The 16,982-nt window shown below is 65.0% G+C and carries 31 protein-coding genes; 27 read left to right on the top strand and 4 right to left on the bottom strand.

Annotation, left to right across the window (positions count from 1 at the left end; all coding sequences use genetic code 11):
* Positions 1-67: 67 nt before the first annotated feature.
* Genes ACSYG9_RS27090 through ACSYG9_RS27075 form a run of 4 tightly spaced genes read right to left on the bottom strand, consistent with a single transcriptional unit; the run spans position 68 to position 2,858 of the window.
* On the bottom strand, positions 68-1,372 hold the full coding sequence (locus tag ACSYG9_RS27090) for a site-specific integrase (protein WP_454840658.1): 1,305 nt from the start codon (positions 1,370-1,372) through the stop codon (positions 68-70).
* Positions 1,365-1,841 carry a hypothetical protein gene (locus tag ACSYG9_RS27085; RefSeq protein WP_454840657.1) on the bottom strand — a complete coding sequence of 159 codons (477 nt, stop codon included), beginning with the start codon at positions 1,839-1,841 and terminating at the stop codon, positions 1,365-1,367. Before ACSYG9_RS27085 ends, ACSYG9_RS27090 begins: the two co-directional genes overlap by 8 nt.
* Positions 1,842-1,872: 31 nt before the next feature.
* On the bottom strand, positions 1,873-2,313 hold the full coding sequence (locus tag ACSYG9_RS27080; RefSeq protein ID WP_454840655.1) for a hypothetical protein: 441 nt from the start codon (positions 2,311-2,313) through the stop codon (positions 1,873-1,875).
* A gap of 47 nt (positions 2,314-2,360) precedes the next feature.
* A complete protein-coding gene (locus ACSYG9_RS27075) occupies positions 2,361-2,858 on the bottom strand; it encodes a hypothetical protein (RefSeq protein WP_454840653.1) in 498 nt (165 codons plus the stop codon).
* A gap of 215 nt (positions 2,859-3,073) precedes the next feature.
* Between ACSYG9_RS27075 and ACSYG9_RS27070 the strand changes: the two genes are divergently transcribed.
* The 27 genes from ACSYG9_RS27070 (at position 3,074) to ACSYG9_RS26940 (ending at position 16,980) form a co-directional block, all read left to right on the top strand.
* Positions 3,074-3,343: a helix-turn-helix transcriptional regulator gene (locus ACSYG9_RS27070; protein ID WP_454840651.1), complete on the top strand. Its 270-nt coding sequence runs from the start codon at positions 3,074-3,076 to the stop codon at positions 3,341-3,343.
* A gap of 83 nt (positions 3,344-3,426) precedes the next feature.
* Positions 3,427-3,714 (top strand): hypothetical protein, encoded by a 288-nt coding sequence (locus tag ACSYG9_RS27065; RefSeq protein ID WP_454840649.1) that lies wholly within the window; start codon positions 3,427-3,429, stop codon positions 3,712-3,714.
* Between the two features lies 1 nt (position 3,715).
* A complete protein-coding gene (locus tag ACSYG9_RS27060) occupies positions 3,716-3,964 on the top strand; it encodes a hypothetical protein (protein ID WP_454840647.1) in 249 nt (82 codons plus the stop codon).
* Positions 3,961-4,161, top strand: a complete 201-nt coding sequence (locus ACSYG9_RS27055; RefSeq protein WP_454840645.1) for a hypothetical protein — start codon at positions 3,961-3,963, stop codon at positions 4,159-4,161. The genes ACSYG9_RS27060 and ACSYG9_RS27055 overlap by 4 nt, the downstream gene beginning before the upstream one ends.
* 97 nt (positions 4,162-4,258) lie before the next feature.
* Positions 4,259-4,396 (top strand): hypothetical protein, encoded by a 138-nt coding sequence (locus ACSYG9_RS27050; protein WP_454840644.1) that lies wholly within the window; start codon positions 4,259-4,261, stop codon positions 4,394-4,396.
* The gene (locus ACSYG9_RS27045; protein WP_454840642.1) at positions 4,393-4,905 is read left to right on the top strand and encodes a hypothetical protein; all 513 of its coding nucleotides are present in this window, start codon (positions 4,393-4,395) and stop codon (positions 4,903-4,905) included. The genes ACSYG9_RS27050 and ACSYG9_RS27045 overlap by 4 nt, the downstream gene beginning before the upstream one ends.
* On the top strand, positions 4,902-5,687 hold the full coding sequence (locus tag ACSYG9_RS27040) for a Rad52/Rad22 family DNA repair protein (protein WP_454840640.1): 786 nt from the start codon (positions 4,902-4,904) through the stop codon (positions 5,685-5,687). The genes ACSYG9_RS27045 and ACSYG9_RS27040 overlap by 4 nt, the downstream gene beginning before the upstream one ends.
* A gap of 98 nt (positions 5,688-5,785) precedes the next feature.
* Positions 5,786-6,010, top strand: a complete 225-nt coding sequence (locus ACSYG9_RS27035) for a helix-turn-helix domain-containing protein (protein ID WP_454840639.1) — start codon at positions 5,786-5,788, stop codon at positions 6,008-6,010.
* Positions 6,007-6,327: a hypothetical protein gene (locus ACSYG9_RS27030; RefSeq protein ID WP_454840637.1), complete on the top strand. Its 321-nt coding sequence runs from the start codon at positions 6,007-6,009 to the stop codon at positions 6,325-6,327. The genes ACSYG9_RS27035 and ACSYG9_RS27030 overlap by 4 nt, the downstream gene beginning before the upstream one ends.
* Positions 6,324-6,716 carry a hypothetical protein gene (locus ACSYG9_RS27025; RefSeq protein WP_454840635.1) on the top strand — a complete coding sequence of 131 codons (393 nt, stop codon included), beginning with the start codon at positions 6,324-6,326 and terminating at the stop codon, positions 6,714-6,716. The genes ACSYG9_RS27030 and ACSYG9_RS27025 overlap by 4 nt, the downstream gene beginning before the upstream one ends.
* Complete coding sequence (locus tag ACSYG9_RS27020) at positions 6,713-7,024, top strand: glutaredoxin family protein (RefSeq protein WP_454840634.1); 312 nt, start codon at positions 6,713-6,715, stop codon at positions 7,022-7,024. Before ACSYG9_RS27025 ends, ACSYG9_RS27020 begins: the two co-directional genes overlap by 4 nt.
* On the top strand, positions 7,021-7,689 hold the full coding sequence (locus tag ACSYG9_RS27015) for a hypothetical protein (RefSeq protein ID WP_454840632.1): 669 nt from the start codon (positions 7,021-7,023) through the stop codon (positions 7,687-7,689). The genes ACSYG9_RS27020 and ACSYG9_RS27015 overlap by 4 nt, the downstream gene beginning before the upstream one ends.
* Positions 7,686-7,808, top strand: coding sequence for a hypothetical protein (locus ACSYG9_RS27010; protein ID WP_330134182.1), 123 nt, complete (start codon positions 7,686-7,688; stop codon positions 7,806-7,808). Before ACSYG9_RS27015 ends, ACSYG9_RS27010 begins: the two co-directional genes overlap by 4 nt.
* Positions 7,805-8,377, top strand: coding sequence for a hypothetical protein (locus ACSYG9_RS27005; protein WP_454840630.1), 573 nt, complete (start codon positions 7,805-7,807; stop codon positions 8,375-8,377). Before ACSYG9_RS27010 ends, ACSYG9_RS27005 begins: the two co-directional genes overlap by 4 nt.
* 94 nt (positions 8,378-8,471) lie before the next feature.
* The gene (locus ACSYG9_RS27000; protein WP_454840629.1) at positions 8,472-8,642 is read left to right on the top strand and encodes a hypothetical protein; all 171 of its coding nucleotides are present in this window, start codon (positions 8,472-8,474) and stop codon (positions 8,640-8,642) included.
* Positions 8,639-9,028, top strand: coding sequence for a hypothetical protein (locus tag ACSYG9_RS26995; RefSeq protein ID WP_454840627.1), 390 nt, complete (start codon positions 8,639-8,641; stop codon positions 9,026-9,028). Before ACSYG9_RS27000 ends, ACSYG9_RS26995 begins: the two co-directional genes overlap by 4 nt.
* Positions 9,025-9,282 carry a hypothetical protein gene (locus tag ACSYG9_RS26990; protein ID WP_454840626.1) on the top strand — a complete coding sequence of 86 codons (258 nt, stop codon included), beginning with the start codon at positions 9,025-9,027 and terminating at the stop codon, positions 9,280-9,282. The genes ACSYG9_RS26995 and ACSYG9_RS26990 overlap by 4 nt, the downstream gene beginning before the upstream one ends.
* Positions 9,279-9,467: a hypothetical protein gene (locus tag ACSYG9_RS26985; protein ID WP_454840624.1), complete on the top strand. Its 189-nt coding sequence runs from the start codon at positions 9,279-9,281 to the stop codon at positions 9,465-9,467. The genes ACSYG9_RS26990 and ACSYG9_RS26985 overlap by 4 nt, the downstream gene beginning before the upstream one ends.
* A 151-nt stretch (positions 9,468-9,618) precedes the next feature.
* Complete coding sequence (locus ACSYG9_RS26980; RefSeq protein ID WP_454840622.1) at positions 9,619-10,380, top strand: hypothetical protein; 762 nt, start codon at positions 9,619-9,621, stop codon at positions 10,378-10,380.
* Positions 10,381-10,501: 121 nt separating this feature from the next.
* A complete protein-coding gene (locus ACSYG9_RS26975; protein WP_454840621.1) occupies positions 10,502-11,227 on the top strand; it encodes a phage antirepressor N-terminal domain-containing protein in 726 nt (241 codons plus the stop codon).
* A complete protein-coding gene (locus ACSYG9_RS26970; RefSeq protein WP_454840620.1) occupies positions 11,224-11,559 on the top strand; it encodes a hypothetical protein in 336 nt (111 codons plus the stop codon). Before ACSYG9_RS26975 ends, ACSYG9_RS26970 begins: the two co-directional genes overlap by 4 nt.
* Positions 11,556-12,134, top strand: a complete 579-nt coding sequence (locus ACSYG9_RS26965; RefSeq protein ID WP_454840618.1) for a hypothetical protein — start codon at positions 11,556-11,558, stop codon at positions 12,132-12,134. Before ACSYG9_RS26970 ends, ACSYG9_RS26965 begins: the two co-directional genes overlap by 4 nt.
* Complete coding sequence (locus ACSYG9_RS26960; protein ID WP_454840617.1) at positions 12,131-12,574, top strand: hypothetical protein; 444 nt, start codon at positions 12,131-12,133, stop codon at positions 12,572-12,574. The genes ACSYG9_RS26965 and ACSYG9_RS26960 overlap by 4 nt, the downstream gene beginning before the upstream one ends.
* A gap of 75 nt (positions 12,575-12,649) precedes the next feature.
* Positions 12,650-13,327: a hypothetical protein gene (locus ACSYG9_RS26955; protein WP_454840616.1), complete on the top strand. Its 678-nt coding sequence runs from the start codon at positions 12,650-12,652 to the stop codon at positions 13,325-13,327.
* A 223-nt stretch (positions 13,328-13,550) separates the two neighbouring features.
* Positions 13,551-14,075, top strand: coding sequence for a helix-turn-helix domain-containing protein (locus tag ACSYG9_RS26950; RefSeq protein WP_454840614.1), 525 nt, complete (start codon positions 13,551-13,553; stop codon positions 14,073-14,075).
* Positions 14,076-14,077: 2 nt separating this feature from the next.
* The gene (locus ACSYG9_RS26945; RefSeq protein WP_454840613.1) at positions 14,078-15,367 is read left to right on the top strand and encodes a terminase large subunit domain-containing protein; all 1,290 of its coding nucleotides are present in this window, start codon (positions 14,078-14,080) and stop codon (positions 15,365-15,367) included.
* Positions 15,364-16,980 carry a hypothetical protein gene (locus tag ACSYG9_RS26940; protein ID WP_454840611.1) on the top strand — a complete coding sequence of 539 codons (1,617 nt, stop codon included), beginning with the start codon at positions 15,364-15,366 and terminating at the stop codon, positions 16,978-16,980. Before ACSYG9_RS26945 ends, ACSYG9_RS26940 begins: the two co-directional genes overlap by 4 nt.
* The last annotated feature ends 2 nt before the right edge of the window (positions 16,981-16,982 follow it).

The raw sequence follows: 16,982 nt of genomic DNA, 5'->3' as shown, positions 1-16,982 counted from the left end.
TGGCAAGGCGGCGGAGGACCCGGGTTCGATTCCCGGCAGCTCCACAAAGCCCAGGTAGAAGACCTATTCACAGGTTGACTACCTGGGCTTCAGCCGTTTCTGGGGGCTCGGATGTACCGGAAACGTACCGGTTACTCCCACCAACTACAGCATCGAGAGCAGCGGCCACCGCCGAGTGCGAGCGCCCGCGCCCGAAGTAGACGTCCTGAGTCATCGACACCTGAGCGTGCCCGAGATGATCGGCCGCCACGCGAGACGACAGGCCCTTCTCGTCGATGAGCGTGGCGACGGTCTTCCGGAACGTGTGGGTGGTCACCCACTCCAATCCGAGGGCGGCGCGAACTTGGCGCCACTGCCCCGACACGGTGTCCGGATCCCGGAATGTGTCTGCGTTCGACGGGAACACCATCTCGGTCCTCCGCGGGCGCGCGCGCAGGAGCTCCACCGCGAACTCAGGGAGGGGTAGTGTGCGCATGCCGGCGGGGGTCTTGGTCGTGTCCTCCCGCTCGAGACCGGCCCCGATGATGCGGAGGATCTTCCCGCAGATCGTCACCGTCCGTTCGTCGAGGTCGACGTCTTCCCAGCGGATGCCGAGGACTTCTCCGAGGCGGCAGCCGGTCGCGGCGAACATCGTCACCACTGCGACCAGGTCAGTGGCGTGGCAGTACTCGGCGACGGTGGGGATCTGGCCGGGGCGGCTCGTCGTGCGCAGGCCCTTCTTCTTCTGGTGTTCGGTGAGGATGACGGGGCACGGCAACTCGGAGTGCCGCACGTCGTGCAGGAGCTGTGCGAGCATCTCCGCGTCCATCGACCTCGAACGTTTCCGGGTTGTGCGCCGCGAGGCCAGGTCGGACACTTCCCGCACCGGATTCGCTGTCAGCGCCCCGTAGCGGACTGCGATCCGGAACATCCCTGACAGCACCCCCTTCGTCTTGCGTGCGGTGGGGACGCCGTGCCGGTCGGCCATTTCCCGGAGGAATCGGTCGAGTTGCTGGGTGGTGGCCTCGCGGATGGAGTGTTGTCCGACCCCGGCGACGATGCGGCCTGCGAGGCGGTCGTAGTCCACGAGGGTGGCGGGGGATCGGCCGCCGTCGACGAGTTGTTTCCGGTACTCCGTCCACAGCACGTGGACCTTGGAAGCCGCGGTGATGTCGCCGTCTTGGGGAACGGTGCGTTCGGTGAGCGCTTCGAGGAGGTAGCGTTCGGCGACGGCACCGGTGCGGTCGCGTTGGCCCGTGGGTGTCTCGCGGTAGACCTTGCGGGTGACGCCGTCGACGTCGCGGACCCTACAGCTGGCGCGCCATCGTCCGTCCGGCAGTTCGGTGCGGTGAATGTTCCCGTGTGCGCCGATCGGCAGCGACGGCCTAGCCATCGATCGAGCAGGGCCGTCGGCCGTTGAGAGGCTTGAACTCGTAGTCGCCCACGTCCAACCCGGTCCGCGCTGCGCCGAGGTTGTCGATGGCGAACTTGCCGTTGGCTTGGCGTGCACCACCCTCGGACATCTGGCCATCCCCGCAGTCGACCTGGACGTGCCACCCTCCCTCGCTGGTGTTGCTGTACATCCGTCGGACCTCGAGGAATGCGTCCTCGAGTTGCTCGTCGGTGTAGTCGGCGTCGACGACCATTGTGAGGTATCCCTCGCGGTTCTCGCGGAGCCAGTACTCGGCAGGCTCGACCTCCACTGTCGTCGTGGGGATCGCTGAAGTTGTGCGGGGCGTGGCGGTTTCGGGTGTGGTCGTCGTTGCAGTGGAGTCCGGTTCGGGCGTGGGCTCAGCACTGGATGAGCATCCCGCGAGAGTGAGTGCCCCGAGTGTTGCGAGGGCGATTGCATATCTACGCATAGTTTTTGCGTGTTCCTTTCGGTGAGGTGAATCAGTGGCAGCGGCGGGCGATCTGACGTTCGACCCATGCCCGCTCGCCGAGGGTGAGCGTGTCGATGCGGGTCTGCAGGACATCCAGCTCCACCCACAATTCCTCGGCGGCTTCGTCGTCGGTGCGGCCTTGACACCAGGCGATCACGTCGACGAGCTCGATGAGGGTGATCATGCGGCGGGCGGTGAGTTCCTCGACGACCCGCTCCTCGCGTTGCGCGAAGTGTGGGTGCCTGGGGACGGGTCCGCGTTCGAGGTGGATGGTTTCGTGGGTGAGGGTGGAGCGTCGTTCGCGTTGGTCGCAGGACTGTTCGATGTCGATACCCCGGTGCGTGATGCGACCGAGGAGTCCGTGGGCGGTGAGGTCTGCGAAGGTGACGTCGATGTGTGGGTGGTGGTCTCGGAGGTGCCTCCATGGGTGCCATTTGCGGTTCGCTGTCATACCTGAGGATTAGAACAGGTGTGCGAACCACTTGCACCCGGAATGACCTACTCGTCTCCGTAGTCGAGCGTCTCCTGATCGGCCATCCGATGCGCCCGTGACTTCCCTTTCTTCGCTGCGAGCGTCTCGTCGTCGACAAGCCTCAGTCCTGGATTCGGGGCGGTCGAGTCTGCATCGTTGACGTCGTCGAGCTGGCGGCGCTGCGAGACCATTACCCGCAGCAGCTCGATGACCGCCTGCCGCTCATGCGGTGCGAGGTAGTCCACGCCCGGTGGGAGGTCCTCGACAAAAGGGCGCCCCGGTGTGCGGAGGTTGGCCGCGCGGTAGGCGACATCGTGGGGGATGCCGGCCAACTCGGCGAGGGTGCGGAGGGTGTCCTCTTCGGGCGTGGATCGGTAGGAGCGGGAGCGGATCTGGTTGATGGTCGTGTAGGTGATCTGGTGCCCCTGCTCGTCGGCGACTCTGGCGAGGGCCCGTCCGGAGCGGACGTTCTGCTTCTCCATGGCCAGGTCGACAAGTTCAGTGAGTGATCTTGGTTCGTTCACGGTGAGCAACTTTCCCCTCAGATCGTCCCGTATTACCAGTTCGGGGCACGTTCCCCGCGACAAGTAGAGAACCCATGATTGCAGGTCAAGGCGACAGATCCCACTTGTCGCCTTGACAAGTGGGTGACGGTTGGGCAGACTCTCACTTGTCAACGCGAAAAGTGGAGGAAATAATGGGACGAGCACGGCCACCGAAGATCCGAAGGGAAGTCTGGATGAAGGTCAAAAGCCCGGACCAGATGAGGCGACTCCGCAAGGAGAAGCACTACACACAGCGCCAGCTCGCCTACCTTGTGCGCCGCACCCAGGCCACGATCTGGCAGATCGAAGCGGGCAAGCTCACCAACATCAGCGAGGACCTCGCAGTCGCACTGTCGGCCTACCTCGGCCGCACCTGGGAGGAGCTGTTCACCGCCCACGAGTCCGCAGTCATGCCCGCTGTGACAAACGGGCAGATGCCCACCGATCAGCTCATCTCTGCGTGAACCGCACGGGAGTGAGCGGCCAAGAAAAAAGCCGCCCCGGGGCAACGGGACGGCTCGACATCAATCACCTGGAAGGGATCGAGATGCACCAGCAGCTTAACAGCGACGAACTCCTCGTCGCACTCGAGGGGCTCTGCGACTTCTACAACTGCCCCGAGACCACCCCGTCACTCACCCCGTCGCACGGCTTCGGCGGATGGCTGGCACACCTCGCCGTGACCCGGGAGTTCTGCGGACCGCACGTCTTCCATGGCGCGGCGAGGCACCTCATGTACGCCCGGGGCGCGACGTTGCGCGAGTGCCTTGAGCACCTGCACGACACGTTCGTCGCTGCGGCCCCGTCGTTCGAGTCCACCGCGAAGGGGGCCTGACATGTCGATCCTGACCCGACCGTTGACCGACGCCGAGCTCGAAGCCGCCGGCATCGAACCGGCCCCGGTGGCGCACGAGACGTTCACGCAGATGTTCGCGGTGGACCGCGGGGAGCTGGAGATCGTCGACGACCCCGAGGACGACATCCCGCCGAAGCCGAAGCGGATCAGCCCCGCGGTGTGGGCGTGGCTGGTCACGATGGGCGCTGCGTCCGGTGCGCTCCTCTACGCGGCGGGTGGTGGACAGTGACCACCTCCATCGACGTCTACGTCCCGCCGAAGAACCACCGCGGCCAGGACTGCACCTGCGGCGGTCCGGCACCCGGGTTTCCGATGCACGAGTCGTTCTGCGGTGCACGCGAGGTCGAGGAGCGCGGTGTCTTCTGCTGCGGCTGGGCCGACGGCGTCTGCACCGGCTGCCCCAACCGATCGGAGCGTGCAGCGTGACCGGCCCGATCCGCGGCCTGGTGTTCGCGCTGCCGCCCGCACTCCTGATCTGGGCGCTGCTCATCGGCACGCTCGCGCTTCTCCTGGCGGTGACATCGTGAGCCGCCCCGACTGCACCTGCGCCCGCATCTCGCACTGGCACGAACCGGACTGCGACATCTTCTGGCCCGACAACGACGCCGACGAAAACCACCTCGAGCTGCTGCTCGACTCCGACCGAGAGGACTCACTGTGACCGACATCGAAACCACAGTCCGCAACCTCGCCGCGATCGCCGCGGCGAAGAAACTCCTGGCCGAGGCTGAGGCCCGCGAGAAGGCCGCATTGAAGACCGAGCTGAAGCGGGCCACCGTGTACGCCTTCACCGCCAGCGGGGAAGAGCTGGGAAGGGCCACCGTGTCGAAGCCCCGGCAAGCGAAGCCCTCGATCGTCATCACCGACGAGGCGCAGATGTTCCCGTGGCTGGTCGAGGAGTTCGGTCCCGAGGTGATCGAGCAGCGCGTTGTGCTGACTGATCAGGGCCGCAAGTCGTTCGAGGCGTACGTGTTGGAGGCGCACAAGTCGGCAGGGTCGGAACCGTACTTCGACCTTCCGGGCGTCTCGGTGACAGTGCCGGAGCCGGGAACTCCTGTCGCGTCGTTCACTCCGGCGAAGAACGTCGTCGAGTTGGTGCAGGGTATGGCCGCTCGTGGAGAGCTGAGCCTGTCCAGCATCCTCGCGCTCGAAGGCGGTGGGTCCGAATGAGCTTCACCGCAGATCAGATCGAGCAGCTCCTCCAGCCGATCCGCAACGAACGTGTCCTCGCCGACGGCAAAGGCAACGCGCACGTGTCCCAGCAGGACATCACCGCGCACCTCACCCGAGTGTTCGGGTTCGGGAATTGGGACACCGACCTCCTCACCTGCGACCTGGTGTTCGAGGAACCGTCACTCGACAAGAGGACCAGCAAGCCGTCGACCAGCCGGTACGACGTCTGCTACCGCGCGACCGTCCGCCTCACCGTCAAGGACCCCGACGGCAACGAGGTGTGCCACTACGAGGACGGGTCGACGGGCACGGCGCAGAACCAGAAGCGCGGGGATGCGCACGACCTCGCGATGAAGTCGGCGATCTCCCTGTCACTCAAGCGGTGCGCCAAGTCGTTGGGCGACCAGTTCGGCCTGTCGCTGTACAACAAGGGTCAGCGGACCGCTCTGGTGAAGGGCACCCTGGTCCGCCCGGGCGTCGAGGCGCCGAAGGACGTGCAGGACGGTGTCGAGCAGCAGGTGTCCCTCGGCACCGATGAGACCGCGCACGATCACGGACTCCGTCATGAAGAGGACGATCCGGAACCCCCGCCGGTCGAGGTCGATCTCGATTCATTGTTCGCTGCGGTGGAGCAGGCGCCGGACAAGGCGACCTTGCAGAACCTGTGGCGTGAGTCGGCCGCTGTCGCCGACAAGGCCCGCAAGAGCGAGGTGCGCGAGCTGATCAAGGCGCGCTCGCAGGACCTCGAGCAGCCCGAGCAGCAGACGCTCGGAGTTTAGAGACCTGCCGGGTGGTGGTGCGGAAGACGGAGTCCTGATCCGGCGCACCAGATGTGCGCACCACACCACCCCCGGCACCCCCACCCGAAAGGAACACCATGCGAAAAAGCCTCAACCCCAACATGATGACCATGGGGGAGGTCGCCGAAGCCCTCGATATGACCCGCGGCAGCATCAAGAAGTACCGCCGTCACAAGCTGCACCCGTTCTTCGGGAAGGCGTTCCAGATCGGCACCGCCCCCAACTCGCCCCTGTACTGGGATCGGGCGGACGTCGATGCGTTCCTGGATGAGCGTCGTAACTCTCCGGCGGTGTCGGCATGAGGACGGTCGAGCAGGTGGCCCAGGTGGTCGCTGAGACGTTGATGCCGGACGACTCGGGTCTTGTATTCGACACAGCAGAAGCAGTGGCCTCCGACCTCCTCGAAGGTCACGCTGTGGTGGAGTTGCCGTTCGCTGCGCTCCAGGACCTGTCCGGTGTCATATGGCAGGCGCCGGACGGTCTCGAGCTGGTGCGGGTGTCGGGCGACATGTTGTGGATCGACGACGACATCCTCACGCCCGACCAGGCGGTGGAGTTGGCCTCCGCGCTGCTCGCTGCGGCCCGGTTGGCCAGCACGGGCGCGGCGGTACCCCAATGACCGTCACAGTCGCCACCTTCACTCTCACCCTGCCGTACGACAAGCCGCCCCTGACCGCTAACAGCCGGATGCACTGGGGGCCGAAGTCGAAGCTCACCAGGATGATGCGATCCGACGCGCACATCCTCGCGAAGGCCGCGAAGATCCCGCCCTGCATCTTCCTGCGCATCACGGTGCAACTCCACTACCGCCCGAAGGCGAATCGGAAGCGTGACCCGTCGAATCTGATGCCTACGCAGAAGGCGCTTCTCGATGGCCTGGTCGATTACGGCCTGGTCCCCGACGATTGCCCGCCGTACGTCACTGAACTTATGCCCCAGATCCATCCTGCAGAGAAGGGCCGAGAGGGCTCGCTCTGGCTGACCATCACGATCGGAGACTCCCAGTGAATCCCATTCAGATCACCTTGTACGCGAAGACGTCCGGTTGTCAGCAGTGCAAGGCCACCGCACGGCATTTGGATCGTCAGGGCACGCCGTACGCGGTGCGGTACGTCGACCAGGACCCGACCGCTGCGGACACGGTGCGGCTCCTCGGCTACCAGGCGGTGCCGGTGGTGACCGCTGGTGACATGCATTGGTCCGGGTACCGGCCCGGGAAGTTGGATCAGCTCGGGAGGTTGCACACGATCGCGGCGGACGTCGCCGAGTTGGATGCCGCGGCCGAGGAGTACCTCGCGGAAGAAGGCGCGGCATGAGCACCGACTTCACTCCCGAATTGATCGCACGCCCCGGAACTCGCCAGCGCCAGAAGGCCGCGCCGCGCAGGACCGCGGAGCAGCGCGCCGCCGAATACTTCAAGGTGTCGACCGCCGACCACGAGATGGCGATCCTTCACGACGACGGTGTGTACCGGCACATCCGATGCGCCCAGCCCGGCACCGGCATCTGGTCCTGGAACCTCGTCACCTGGCCCGGCCATCTCGCGATCAGTGGCGACCTCGAGTCCTACACCTTCTCCCGTGAGCACGACATGTTCGGGTTCTTTCAGATCCACGGCGCTGGCATCAACCCGCACTACTGGTCGGAGAAGATCACGAACTACGACGCGCAGCGGGGGACTCGGAAGTTCTGCTCCGAGAAGGCGAAGGCCGTCGTCGTCCGGGAATTCCTGGAGCAGCGGCACTACCGTTCCGGCGATACCGCGGACGCGTTCCGGGACTTGCGCATCAACGTCCTCGACGAGATCGACAACTACGACCAGTCGCTGTTCTACAACGCTGTCGACAGCTGGTCTTACGACGACTACCTCTTCCATGACACGTACGAGTGGGACGTGAAGGACTACGACGACCACTTCCTGTACGCCTGCCACGCGATCGCCTGGGGCATCGCCAAGTACCGGCAGGTGGTCCAGCCATGAAGCCCACATTCCGTGTCCTCGGCCTCGTCGTGTTCTGCGCTGCTGGATGGCTGACCGCCGCAGCGATGCTCACCGACTACGCCGGCCAAGCACTCACACACCTCGGGAGCAACGAATGATTACCCATCACATCAGCCCGGATCCGCTCCGGACCGATTGCGCCCAATCGCCTCTTGCAGCCGGGCAGTACACGCGGGACTGGGCGAAGGTGACATGCGCGGACTGCCTCGCACGGCGCACCGCCAAGCCGACGAGCACCAGCGCCCGTGACGACATCCGCGACGCCGCGCACGCATGGCTGAAACACCAGGGCTACACCACCGACGACATCGAAGTCGGCGAGACCGACACCCACGAGGCACGCGGATGCGAGTGGTGCCCGAACCACATGACGTGGGATTGCATCGACAACGAGACCGGGCTGTCTCGGCATCCGATGTGGGATGCGTTGGAGGAGGCCGTCGCCTTTGTTCTGCTCCTCGACGAGTTGGGTTGGCGGAAGGTCGACCCGGCCGCCGACACCCGCACCGAATGGGGGAATCGCCACTCAGTGTCGGACGGATCGACGTATGTGGTCACGAAACCGACAGAGGAGCGTGTACGAGAAATCGCGGAGGATTACCGCGGGGCTCGTCCGGCCGTGTCCCGCACCGTCACCACCGGACCGTGGCAGGAGGTCGAGCAGTGAGCGACAACCCATTCAATCCTGGCGATCGTCCGCAAACCCGGCCTCGAGATCCGTGGGCATCACAGCACGTTCACCCGAGTCAAGGAGTCTTCCGATGAGCGTTGATCCGACCATCGACGACAACGATGCACGCCGCATCGCGTGGGTCGACTACCGCAAGGAATACGGCATCGGCCATGACCCGATGGCCGCAGCACGTAAGGCGTTCATGGCCGGATGGGACGCAGCTCGAGGCGCACTCGACATCGGTGGTCCACTGCGATGAGCGTTGATCCGACCACCGCCGAGGGGCGCGTCGCGATCGGGACGTGGGCCAAGCTCGGGCACGACATCCCCGGCCACAAGGTGCTCGCACTCCTCGACGCACTCGACCAGGCGCAGGGCCAGGCGACCGAGGCTCGGATCGTCGCCAAACTCACGATCGCGGAAGTCGACCGCAATCTTATCCGCGCCGCGAAGGCGGAATCGGCCCTCGAACGCGTGCGGGAAGATCTCGCCGACGCACAAGCCCGCCTCGGCCACATCCGCGACTACGCCGAAGGACTCCGCGACATGGGTGTGCAGCTCGCCCAGATGGGCCGCCGCTACGACGCCCTGCCGTACGACAACACCGCTGCCGCGCTCGAACGCATCATCGGAGGCGAACAATGACCGCCACCGTCCACCGCACCCTCACCCCCATCGGCGGCTCAACCCACCCCCACAACATCGAAACCCGCTGGCGATGCATTGCTGACCGCCACGAACCCGTCACCCACAACCCCGGCATGAACGCCACCTTCTGCCGCTGTGGCCGCGTCGTCCGTCCCGGTGATCACGGTCGGTTCATGACCGAGGTTGAAAGCCGTGAGGCATGGCCCGCTCACCACGCCGAAATCGACCACCTCACCGGGAGGCAACCGTGAACGATCAACCCGGCCTCTTCGACGACCCCCTCGACCACCTCTGCCGCATCTACTTCGACGCCTGGTCCGACGACTGGGACACCGTCAAAGGCGTCCACTGGGACGACCTCGGCGAGGAACGCCCCAAGAACCACGTACGCGCCGGCATCCGCGCCGTACTCGCCGAACTCGGGAGGGTGCCGTGATCATCGGCTGCCCGGTGTGTCGACGTTCGGTGCGTGCCTCTGTGACGACCAGGCAGGTCTCCACACACCGCGACACGGCGCTGAACATGTGCCCGATGAGTGGGCGTTACGTCCCGCTCGAATGGATCGAACACGAAAGGAGCATCGCCTGATGGAGTGGTTCGCGCTGTCGTCGAAGTACTACCTCGACCTCGACGACCAAGGCGTCAGCGAGTCGGCGCAGACCCTTCTCACCCGCGCACTCGCGTACATCGCCGACAACGAGGACTCCGGATACATCGCCAAAAGCGCGCTGAAGAAGCTCGGTTTGCGGGCGCTTTCGCGACGAGTTGATGAGCTGATTCGGAACGGGATTATGACGGAATCGTGCGACGGTTTGGGGTACGACTTCCCGGCCTGGTTCAAGTGGAATGAACCGTTGGAACGCCAGGTCAAGAAGCGTAAAGCGGACCGCGAGCGCATCCGGAGGAAGCGTGAAAAGGAGGAGGATGTCGCGCGACAGTCGCGCGGTGTGTCGCGCGATGTCGCGTCACCACATAGACAGTTACAACAACAAGAAGGTTACGTAGAGGAGGTAGCTCACGTAAGTAACGTGGGCGCGAGCGAAGAACCCCCCTCGAAATGCCCGAGGCACATCAACGAGCCGAATCCGCCAGCGTGCCGCGCCTGCGGCGACGCCCGCCTCGCTCACGACACTTGGGTGGCGGATCGATCTCGGGAGTCGGCTCGGGCGCGGTCGGATGAGGCGTGGCAACGGGCGGAGGATCGGCGTCGGGCGATCGCGGAGTGCTCGTTGTGCGACGACGACGGGTACGTCGACATGGCTCCGTGCACGCACGTTCCGGCACCGTCGGGTCGCCCGTCGTTGAATGAGCTGTTCCAGCAGGCGAAAGCTGAGCGAAAAAGCGCCTAGGACGCGAGTGGCGAGTGGGTTGATACCCGCTTGTCACTCGCGTAATGTCGATCAGGCCAAACAAAAAAGTGCCCCGCCAGAGCGTCAACTCTGCGGGGCGTGAACACCGAGGAGTGACTCGATGTCAGTCGCAAATACTACCGGACAGCTGGTGCAGATCGCCGTCCCCGGCACGACCGCCACGATCGCCGCAGCCGAGGTTGACGGCAAGCCGATGGTCGCCCTCCGGCCGATGTGCGACGCGATCGGACTCAGCTACGCGGCCCAGTACCGCAAGCTCCAGGGCAGGTCGTGGGCGTGCGTTGCTTTGAAGGCAACGCACGACTCCAGCGGCCGACTCCAGGAAATGGTCATGATCGATCGCCGCACGATGACCATGTGGCTCGCCACCCTCGACGAGAACCGCGTCTCCGAAACCGCCAAGCCCACCGTCGTTGCATTCCAGGCCGAAGCCGCTGACGCGCTCGACGCGTACTTCCACACCGGGCAGGCCACCAACCCACGCGGAACCTCACTGTCGACGTTCGACATCCTCCGCGCGCAGATCGACCAGCTCGAGGCCGCACAGCGCACCGCCGACGAAGCCAAGGCGATCGCCACAAAGACCGAGGCTCGCCTCGACGCCATCGAAGGCCGCCACGACTGGTTCGCCGCAGTCGGCTACGCGAAACTCCACGACATCCCGAACACCAGCACCCAGTACCTCGCGAAGGTCGGGAGACAGGCCGCGTCGATCGCACGCGCCAACGGCATCGAGCCGGTCAAGGTGCAGCACGCCCTGTACGGCCTCGTGAACACGCTCCCCGCCTGGGTGTGGGAGATCGCATTCGAAGGGCGTCAGGCATGAACGAGTACGTGTGGAAACTCGACGTCGAATACCCCGAAGACGCACTCTTCCCCGAAGACCACGAACCCTCATGGTTCGCAGGCGCACAGCGAGCCGACTGGAAGCCCGCAGGCTGGGAACCCGACGACGAATACATCGAACGATTCCAGACCACCAGGTTCATCTGGCCGGCCGTCCGCCGCGTGTACCTGTCACGCACAGCCGCTGTTGATCGGGCGCTGCTCCTCGAGCACTACGGGGCGAAGGTCCGGTTGCTTCGGTCCATGCCGATCGAGTTCGAGGAACGTTCGTTCCGTCGTCCGCTTCGCGTGATCGAGGGCGGTGCAGCATGAGCACTCCTGAGATCACGCCGGAGCTCGCTCGTGCCGTCGCGGAATGGATCTCCACCCACGGCAACACGTACCTCGCAGGCGCCGTGCGCTCCATGGCCGACCGTGTCGAGCGTGAGCAGGCCGAAGAGAAGCACATCGACGCACTCGTGACGATCTTCTTCCGCGCTGCATACCAGACCACCGGCGACGACACGGTGATGAGCACCGACGACGTAGCCCGCGGCATCCGAGCAGTGCTCGACGCGGAACGCGACCTCATCACCGACCCGATCGAAGCCGCCGAATACCAGGAGAAGGTCCTCGGTATCACCCAGGAACAAGCCGCAACCGAAGCGCGCGCTGACGGCTACGGCGACCCCGGAGCCGACCCAGCCGAAGAATGGGACCGCACACCCCGCCAATGGGCCAGCCTCCTCGACATCCCCAGCAACGTCCGCGACGTCACCGATGTCAACGGACTCACACTCCAACGCGCCGCATTCGACCGCCTATGGCGAGGCGCCAACACCGACGGGGCTCCCTACCCGTGCGTCACCACAGGCCCGTACACCGAGATCGTCGGCGGTGACCAGTGACCGCCACCTTCACCGAATGGACCGCAGACGACAGCCGCGCACTCGATGCCTGGGCCCGCAGCCACCAAGCACGCAGCCCCATCGAATACGACCCACGTCTCGCGGAACTCCTCACAGAACCCGCAGCAGCACCCGTCCAGATCGCCGACAACTGCCAGCACTGTGGTGATCGCCTACGCCCCTACCACTCCTACGCGGTCGACCACCCCGGCACCGTCGCTCGGTCCAGCGCCGACGAATGTCAATCCTGCTACCGCGCCATCAAAGAAGGCCGCACCCCCGGCACGAAGGCCAAACGCCAGCGCCCGCCGAGCCACTGCCTCGGATGCGAACTGACAATGCGGCCCGCCCTACACCCCGAAGGTGAAGTACGACACGAAGGCCGCGGCTACTGCACCCGGTGCTACTCCTCGAAAGGCAAACGGAAACAAACCACCTGAACACCGGCCCCGTGCGTTTCGAGCGCGCACGGGGCCGGACCCATCCCCACCCGACGGCGACGCAGGAGAACCCCGATGGACGGCTACTACCTCGACCTCGACGGACAAACCGACCTCACCCAGCTCCTCGCCCAAGTCCCCGACATCATCGACGCACTCGCCGGCATCCGCGCCGACGGATACGGACAACGCATCTCGTACGAACCCCGCGTCACCTCCAGCCCCACCAGCCGAACCCCCATCGACACCAGCGCGGACGACGCCGCGGACTACCTCGACAACGAACTCTGGACCTGGGCCAACCACGTATGCGAACACCGCCACAAGCGCTACGACGGACCCGTCACCCCCATCGGCATGGCCGACTGGCTCCGCCGACACATGACCTCCCTCGCCATGACCCCCGGCGCCGACGAAGCCCCCCGCGCCTTCCGCCGCGTCATCCGCTCCGCACGTAGGGCAGCGCGCCTCCCCGGCGAGCCCGAGACGTGGCGCTACAGCTCCACCCACGTCGCCCGCGACACTCAACTCAACGCCGCTGCCATCGCCGTGGCCGCGAAGGAGCTCGGCCCCGAATACGCCCGCCTGACCCACGAGCGCGTGAAGAGCCTCCGCAAGACCCGACGCATCACACCCGTACGCGAATTCGAGGGCATCCCGATCTATCGACTCGGCGACGTCATGGACGCACACCTGGCTACAGCAACACGCAACAGGGGTCATAGTCAGCAGCGCTTATCCCCGGCCGTTTGATAGGCTGCCGCCATAGGCGCGAGTGATCCCACCAGGGACCTCGCGCATCGTCGTTTCAGACGTCCGTCCTCGAAGCACCGCACCTGGCAGTCGAGTGCTCGGATGGACCGCCCCGCGTCCGGTTTCGCTACCTGGGAGCGCGGGGCACCAACTTGAAGGAGGACAACGATGACCGGTCGTAGTGAACGTTTGCCTCCTGTCTCGCGCGCGCACGTAGTGGCTCATGGCCGCGTGGACCGATGAGGAGAGCCGGCGCCTTCGCGAGCTGCACGCAGACGGCCGGTCGCTGCATTCGATCGCCAAGGAAATGGGCCGGTCGAAGCAGACGATCAGCAAATGGGCTCAGGCCCTTGGGTTGAGTTGGAATCGGTCGGATACTGCGAAGGCTGCGGAGGCGAAGCACGTCGACAACAAGGCGCGCCGTGTCGCACTCGAGGAGCGGTTGCTCGAGGAGGCATCGAAGGTCGTCGACCAGATGTGGAAGCCGACGCTCGTCTTCAACTTCGGCGGTAAGGACAACACGTATGAAGAGCGTGAGATCGATCGTCCGACGTTCGGGAATCAGAAGGACATCATGCAGACCGCGGCGATTGCGCTGCGGGAAGCGAACAAGCTGCACGAGTTGAACACCGGCGCCGATGCCACCTCTGCGAAGTCGACGTTGGCGCAGATGCACGACGTCCTCGCCAACCTCGTCACAGGAGCTACCGAGGAGGACCTCGCCAGCCTCGAACCACCGGAGAAGTAACCATGCCAGTGATCGAGGTCATCGACCCCATCGACCAACTCCCCATCTCCCGTAAGCAGGCCCTGTCCATCGGACTCGCTCAGGGTGACGCGTCCAAGTCGCAGATGAACCTGTGGGAAGGCGCAGTCCGATCCGGCAAAACCGTCGGCTCACTCCACGCCTACATGCAGAAGATGGCGAAAGCATCCGGCCGAGGTGAAGCCGTCATCATCGGCCGCACACGCGACACCGCCTACCGCAACCTGATCTCCTCACTGCAGGACGTCAACATGTTCGGCGACTGGGCAGCACACGTGAAATACAACCGCGGCGCACCCACAGCCGAGATACTGGGCCGCACCGTCCACGTCCTCGGCTCAAGTGATGTCCGCTCCGAAGCCACCATCCGCGGTATGACCATCGAAATCTCGTACTGCGACGAGATCACCCTGATGGCCGAAGAGTTCGTCAATCAGTTGATGGCACGGCACTCGGTGGAGAACGCCTGGATGGGCGCCACCACCAACCCCGACGGGCCACGCCACTTCCTCAAACGCGACTACATCGACCGCCGGCACGAACGCGGACACCGGGTGTTCCACTTCGAGCTGGAGGACAACCGCCGATACCTACCCGACGGATACATCGAGAACCTCTCGCAGCAGTACACCGGCCTGTGGCACGACCGCTTCATCCGCGGCCTGTGGACCATGGCCGACGGGGTCATCTACGACATGTTCGACCCAGCCCTCCACGTCGTCGACCGACTCCCCGACATGCAGCAGCTCCTGTGTGTCGGCATCGACGACGGCGTCAACCACCCCGCAGCCGGAATTCTCCTCGGGCTCGGTGTCGACAACAGGCTGTACGCGATGGCCGAGTTCGCGCCACCCGCAGGCACACCAGCCGACAGGGCACGACTATTGCGTCGCTTCGAGGCCGAGCACGGCGACGTGCCCTACCACTTCGTCGACCCCAGCGCGGCAGCACTGAAGATGCAGCTCACCCGCGAAGGCTTCCCCGGTGTCGTCAACGCATCGAATAGCCACAAGCTCGGCATCGGGCTGGTCGCGTCGCTGCTGTCCACGCAGCAGCTCTTGATCCACTCGTCGTGCACGAATCTGCTGAATGAGATCCCCGGCTACGTGTGGGACTCCAAAGCCGTCGAGAAGGGCGAGGACAAGCCCATCAAAGAGAACGACGACTTCTGTGATGCGCTTCGCTACAGCGTCGCCACCTCGCAGTTCATGTGGCGCCACACCGTGCCCCTGACCGACCCCCACCGCCACGACAGTGAGGACACCGCAGCATGACCAGCATCCGACCCGGGCAGAACTGGCCTCCGCCAGAACTGGAGAAGGTCACCGCCCGAGTCGCAGAATGCCGGGTCTGGTGGGAAGGTAACCCCGACAAGCTCGAAGAGTTCTATGGCGCCAGCGCCCGCACCTCACCATCTGGCGTCAAGGCGAGGGCTCAGGCCGCATGGAACGCATGGTGGGGACGCCAGCAGAGCACCGCATCCCAGCCGGTGCGGAAGCTACACGCCCCCATCGCAGCGGACATCGCCCAACTTTCCGCCGTGTCCCTGTTCGCGAAGCCGCCCACGATCGTCGCTGCCGACACTGAGGGCGCAGCCGTACAGGAACGCGCAGACGCCCTGTTCAACATCCCGCGAGCCCACTCCGCCCTCTACACCGCCGCAGAGAAAGCCTCAGCGCTCACGGGCGTGTACGGACGGGTGGTGTGGGACGACAGCATTCAGCAGGGCACATGGCTCGAGTGGATCTCACCCGACCACGCGATCCCTGAGTGGCATCGGGGACGGCTCCGCGCTGTCACGTTCTTCACCGAGCTGGACAGCGACGATGACCGTGTCGTGTGGCGTCACCTCGAACGCTACGAGATGGGCCGCATCGTCCACGAGCTGTACAAGGGCACCCCGCACAACCTCGGACACCTCGAACCACTCGAGGCGCACGACGCCACCGCGGGAATCGCTGTGGAGCTCGGGTCGGACGGTTACTCGTACGTCGACCTCGGTGTGCCCGATGTGCTCGCCGTCGACTACGTCCCGAACAAACTCCCGAACCCGGAGTGGGACAACGATCCGAAGCTGTGCAACCTCGGCGGCTCCGACATCGCCGCGGACATCATCCCGATGTACCACGAGATCGACCGCATCTACAGCTCCCTGATGCGCGACTTCCGACTCTCCGCAATGAAAGTGTTCGCCTCCGACTCGGTGCTGCAGCATCGCGGCGCCGGGGCAGGCCTGCACCTACCTGAGGATCAGGAGATGTTCACCCAGGTCGGAATGGGCCTCAATAACGACGGCATGGAGTCGATCTTCCAGCCGTACCAGCCCGCGATTCGTGTCCTCGAGCATGATCAGGGCGGCGAAATGCTGCTCCGTGAAGTACTCCGGCGCACCGGATACAGCCCCGTCTCGTTCGGCATGTCTGACGAGGTAGCCCAGACCGCAACAGAGGCGGCCGGCAAGAAGGAGTGGACCGTCCTCACCACCGAGGGGAAGGCCCGCTACTTCGGAACCGCGCTGCAGCACCTGACGACCGCGGCGATGCGGATCGATGCGGTGAAGTTCCCTGGATTGGGTGTGTCGCCGTCTGAGCCGTTGGACATCGATTGGCCTCCGTTTGCGCAGGAGTCCGACCTGTCGCGTGGTCAGACGGTGCAGGCCTGGTCGGTCGCGAAGGCTGCGTCGACGAAGACGATGGTCCGCTACCTGCATCAAGACTGGGACGAGCAGCAGGTCGACGATGAGGTTGCACTGATCGAAGAGGCAAATGTGGTGGAGACACCATCGTTCTTCGGCTCCGACAGCGGCGGCTTCGGCGGCGGACAGTCCACTAGCGACGCCAACGACGAGGAGCAGGCCAACGGAGAGCAGGAGACCGAGGAGGTGTAGCA

The sequence above is a fragment of the Rhodococcus sp. SJ-2 genome (assembly GCF_053750035.1).
The sequence above is the reverse complement of the archived record's forward strand: the minus strand, read 5'-3'. Positions and strand labels throughout refer to the sequence as shown.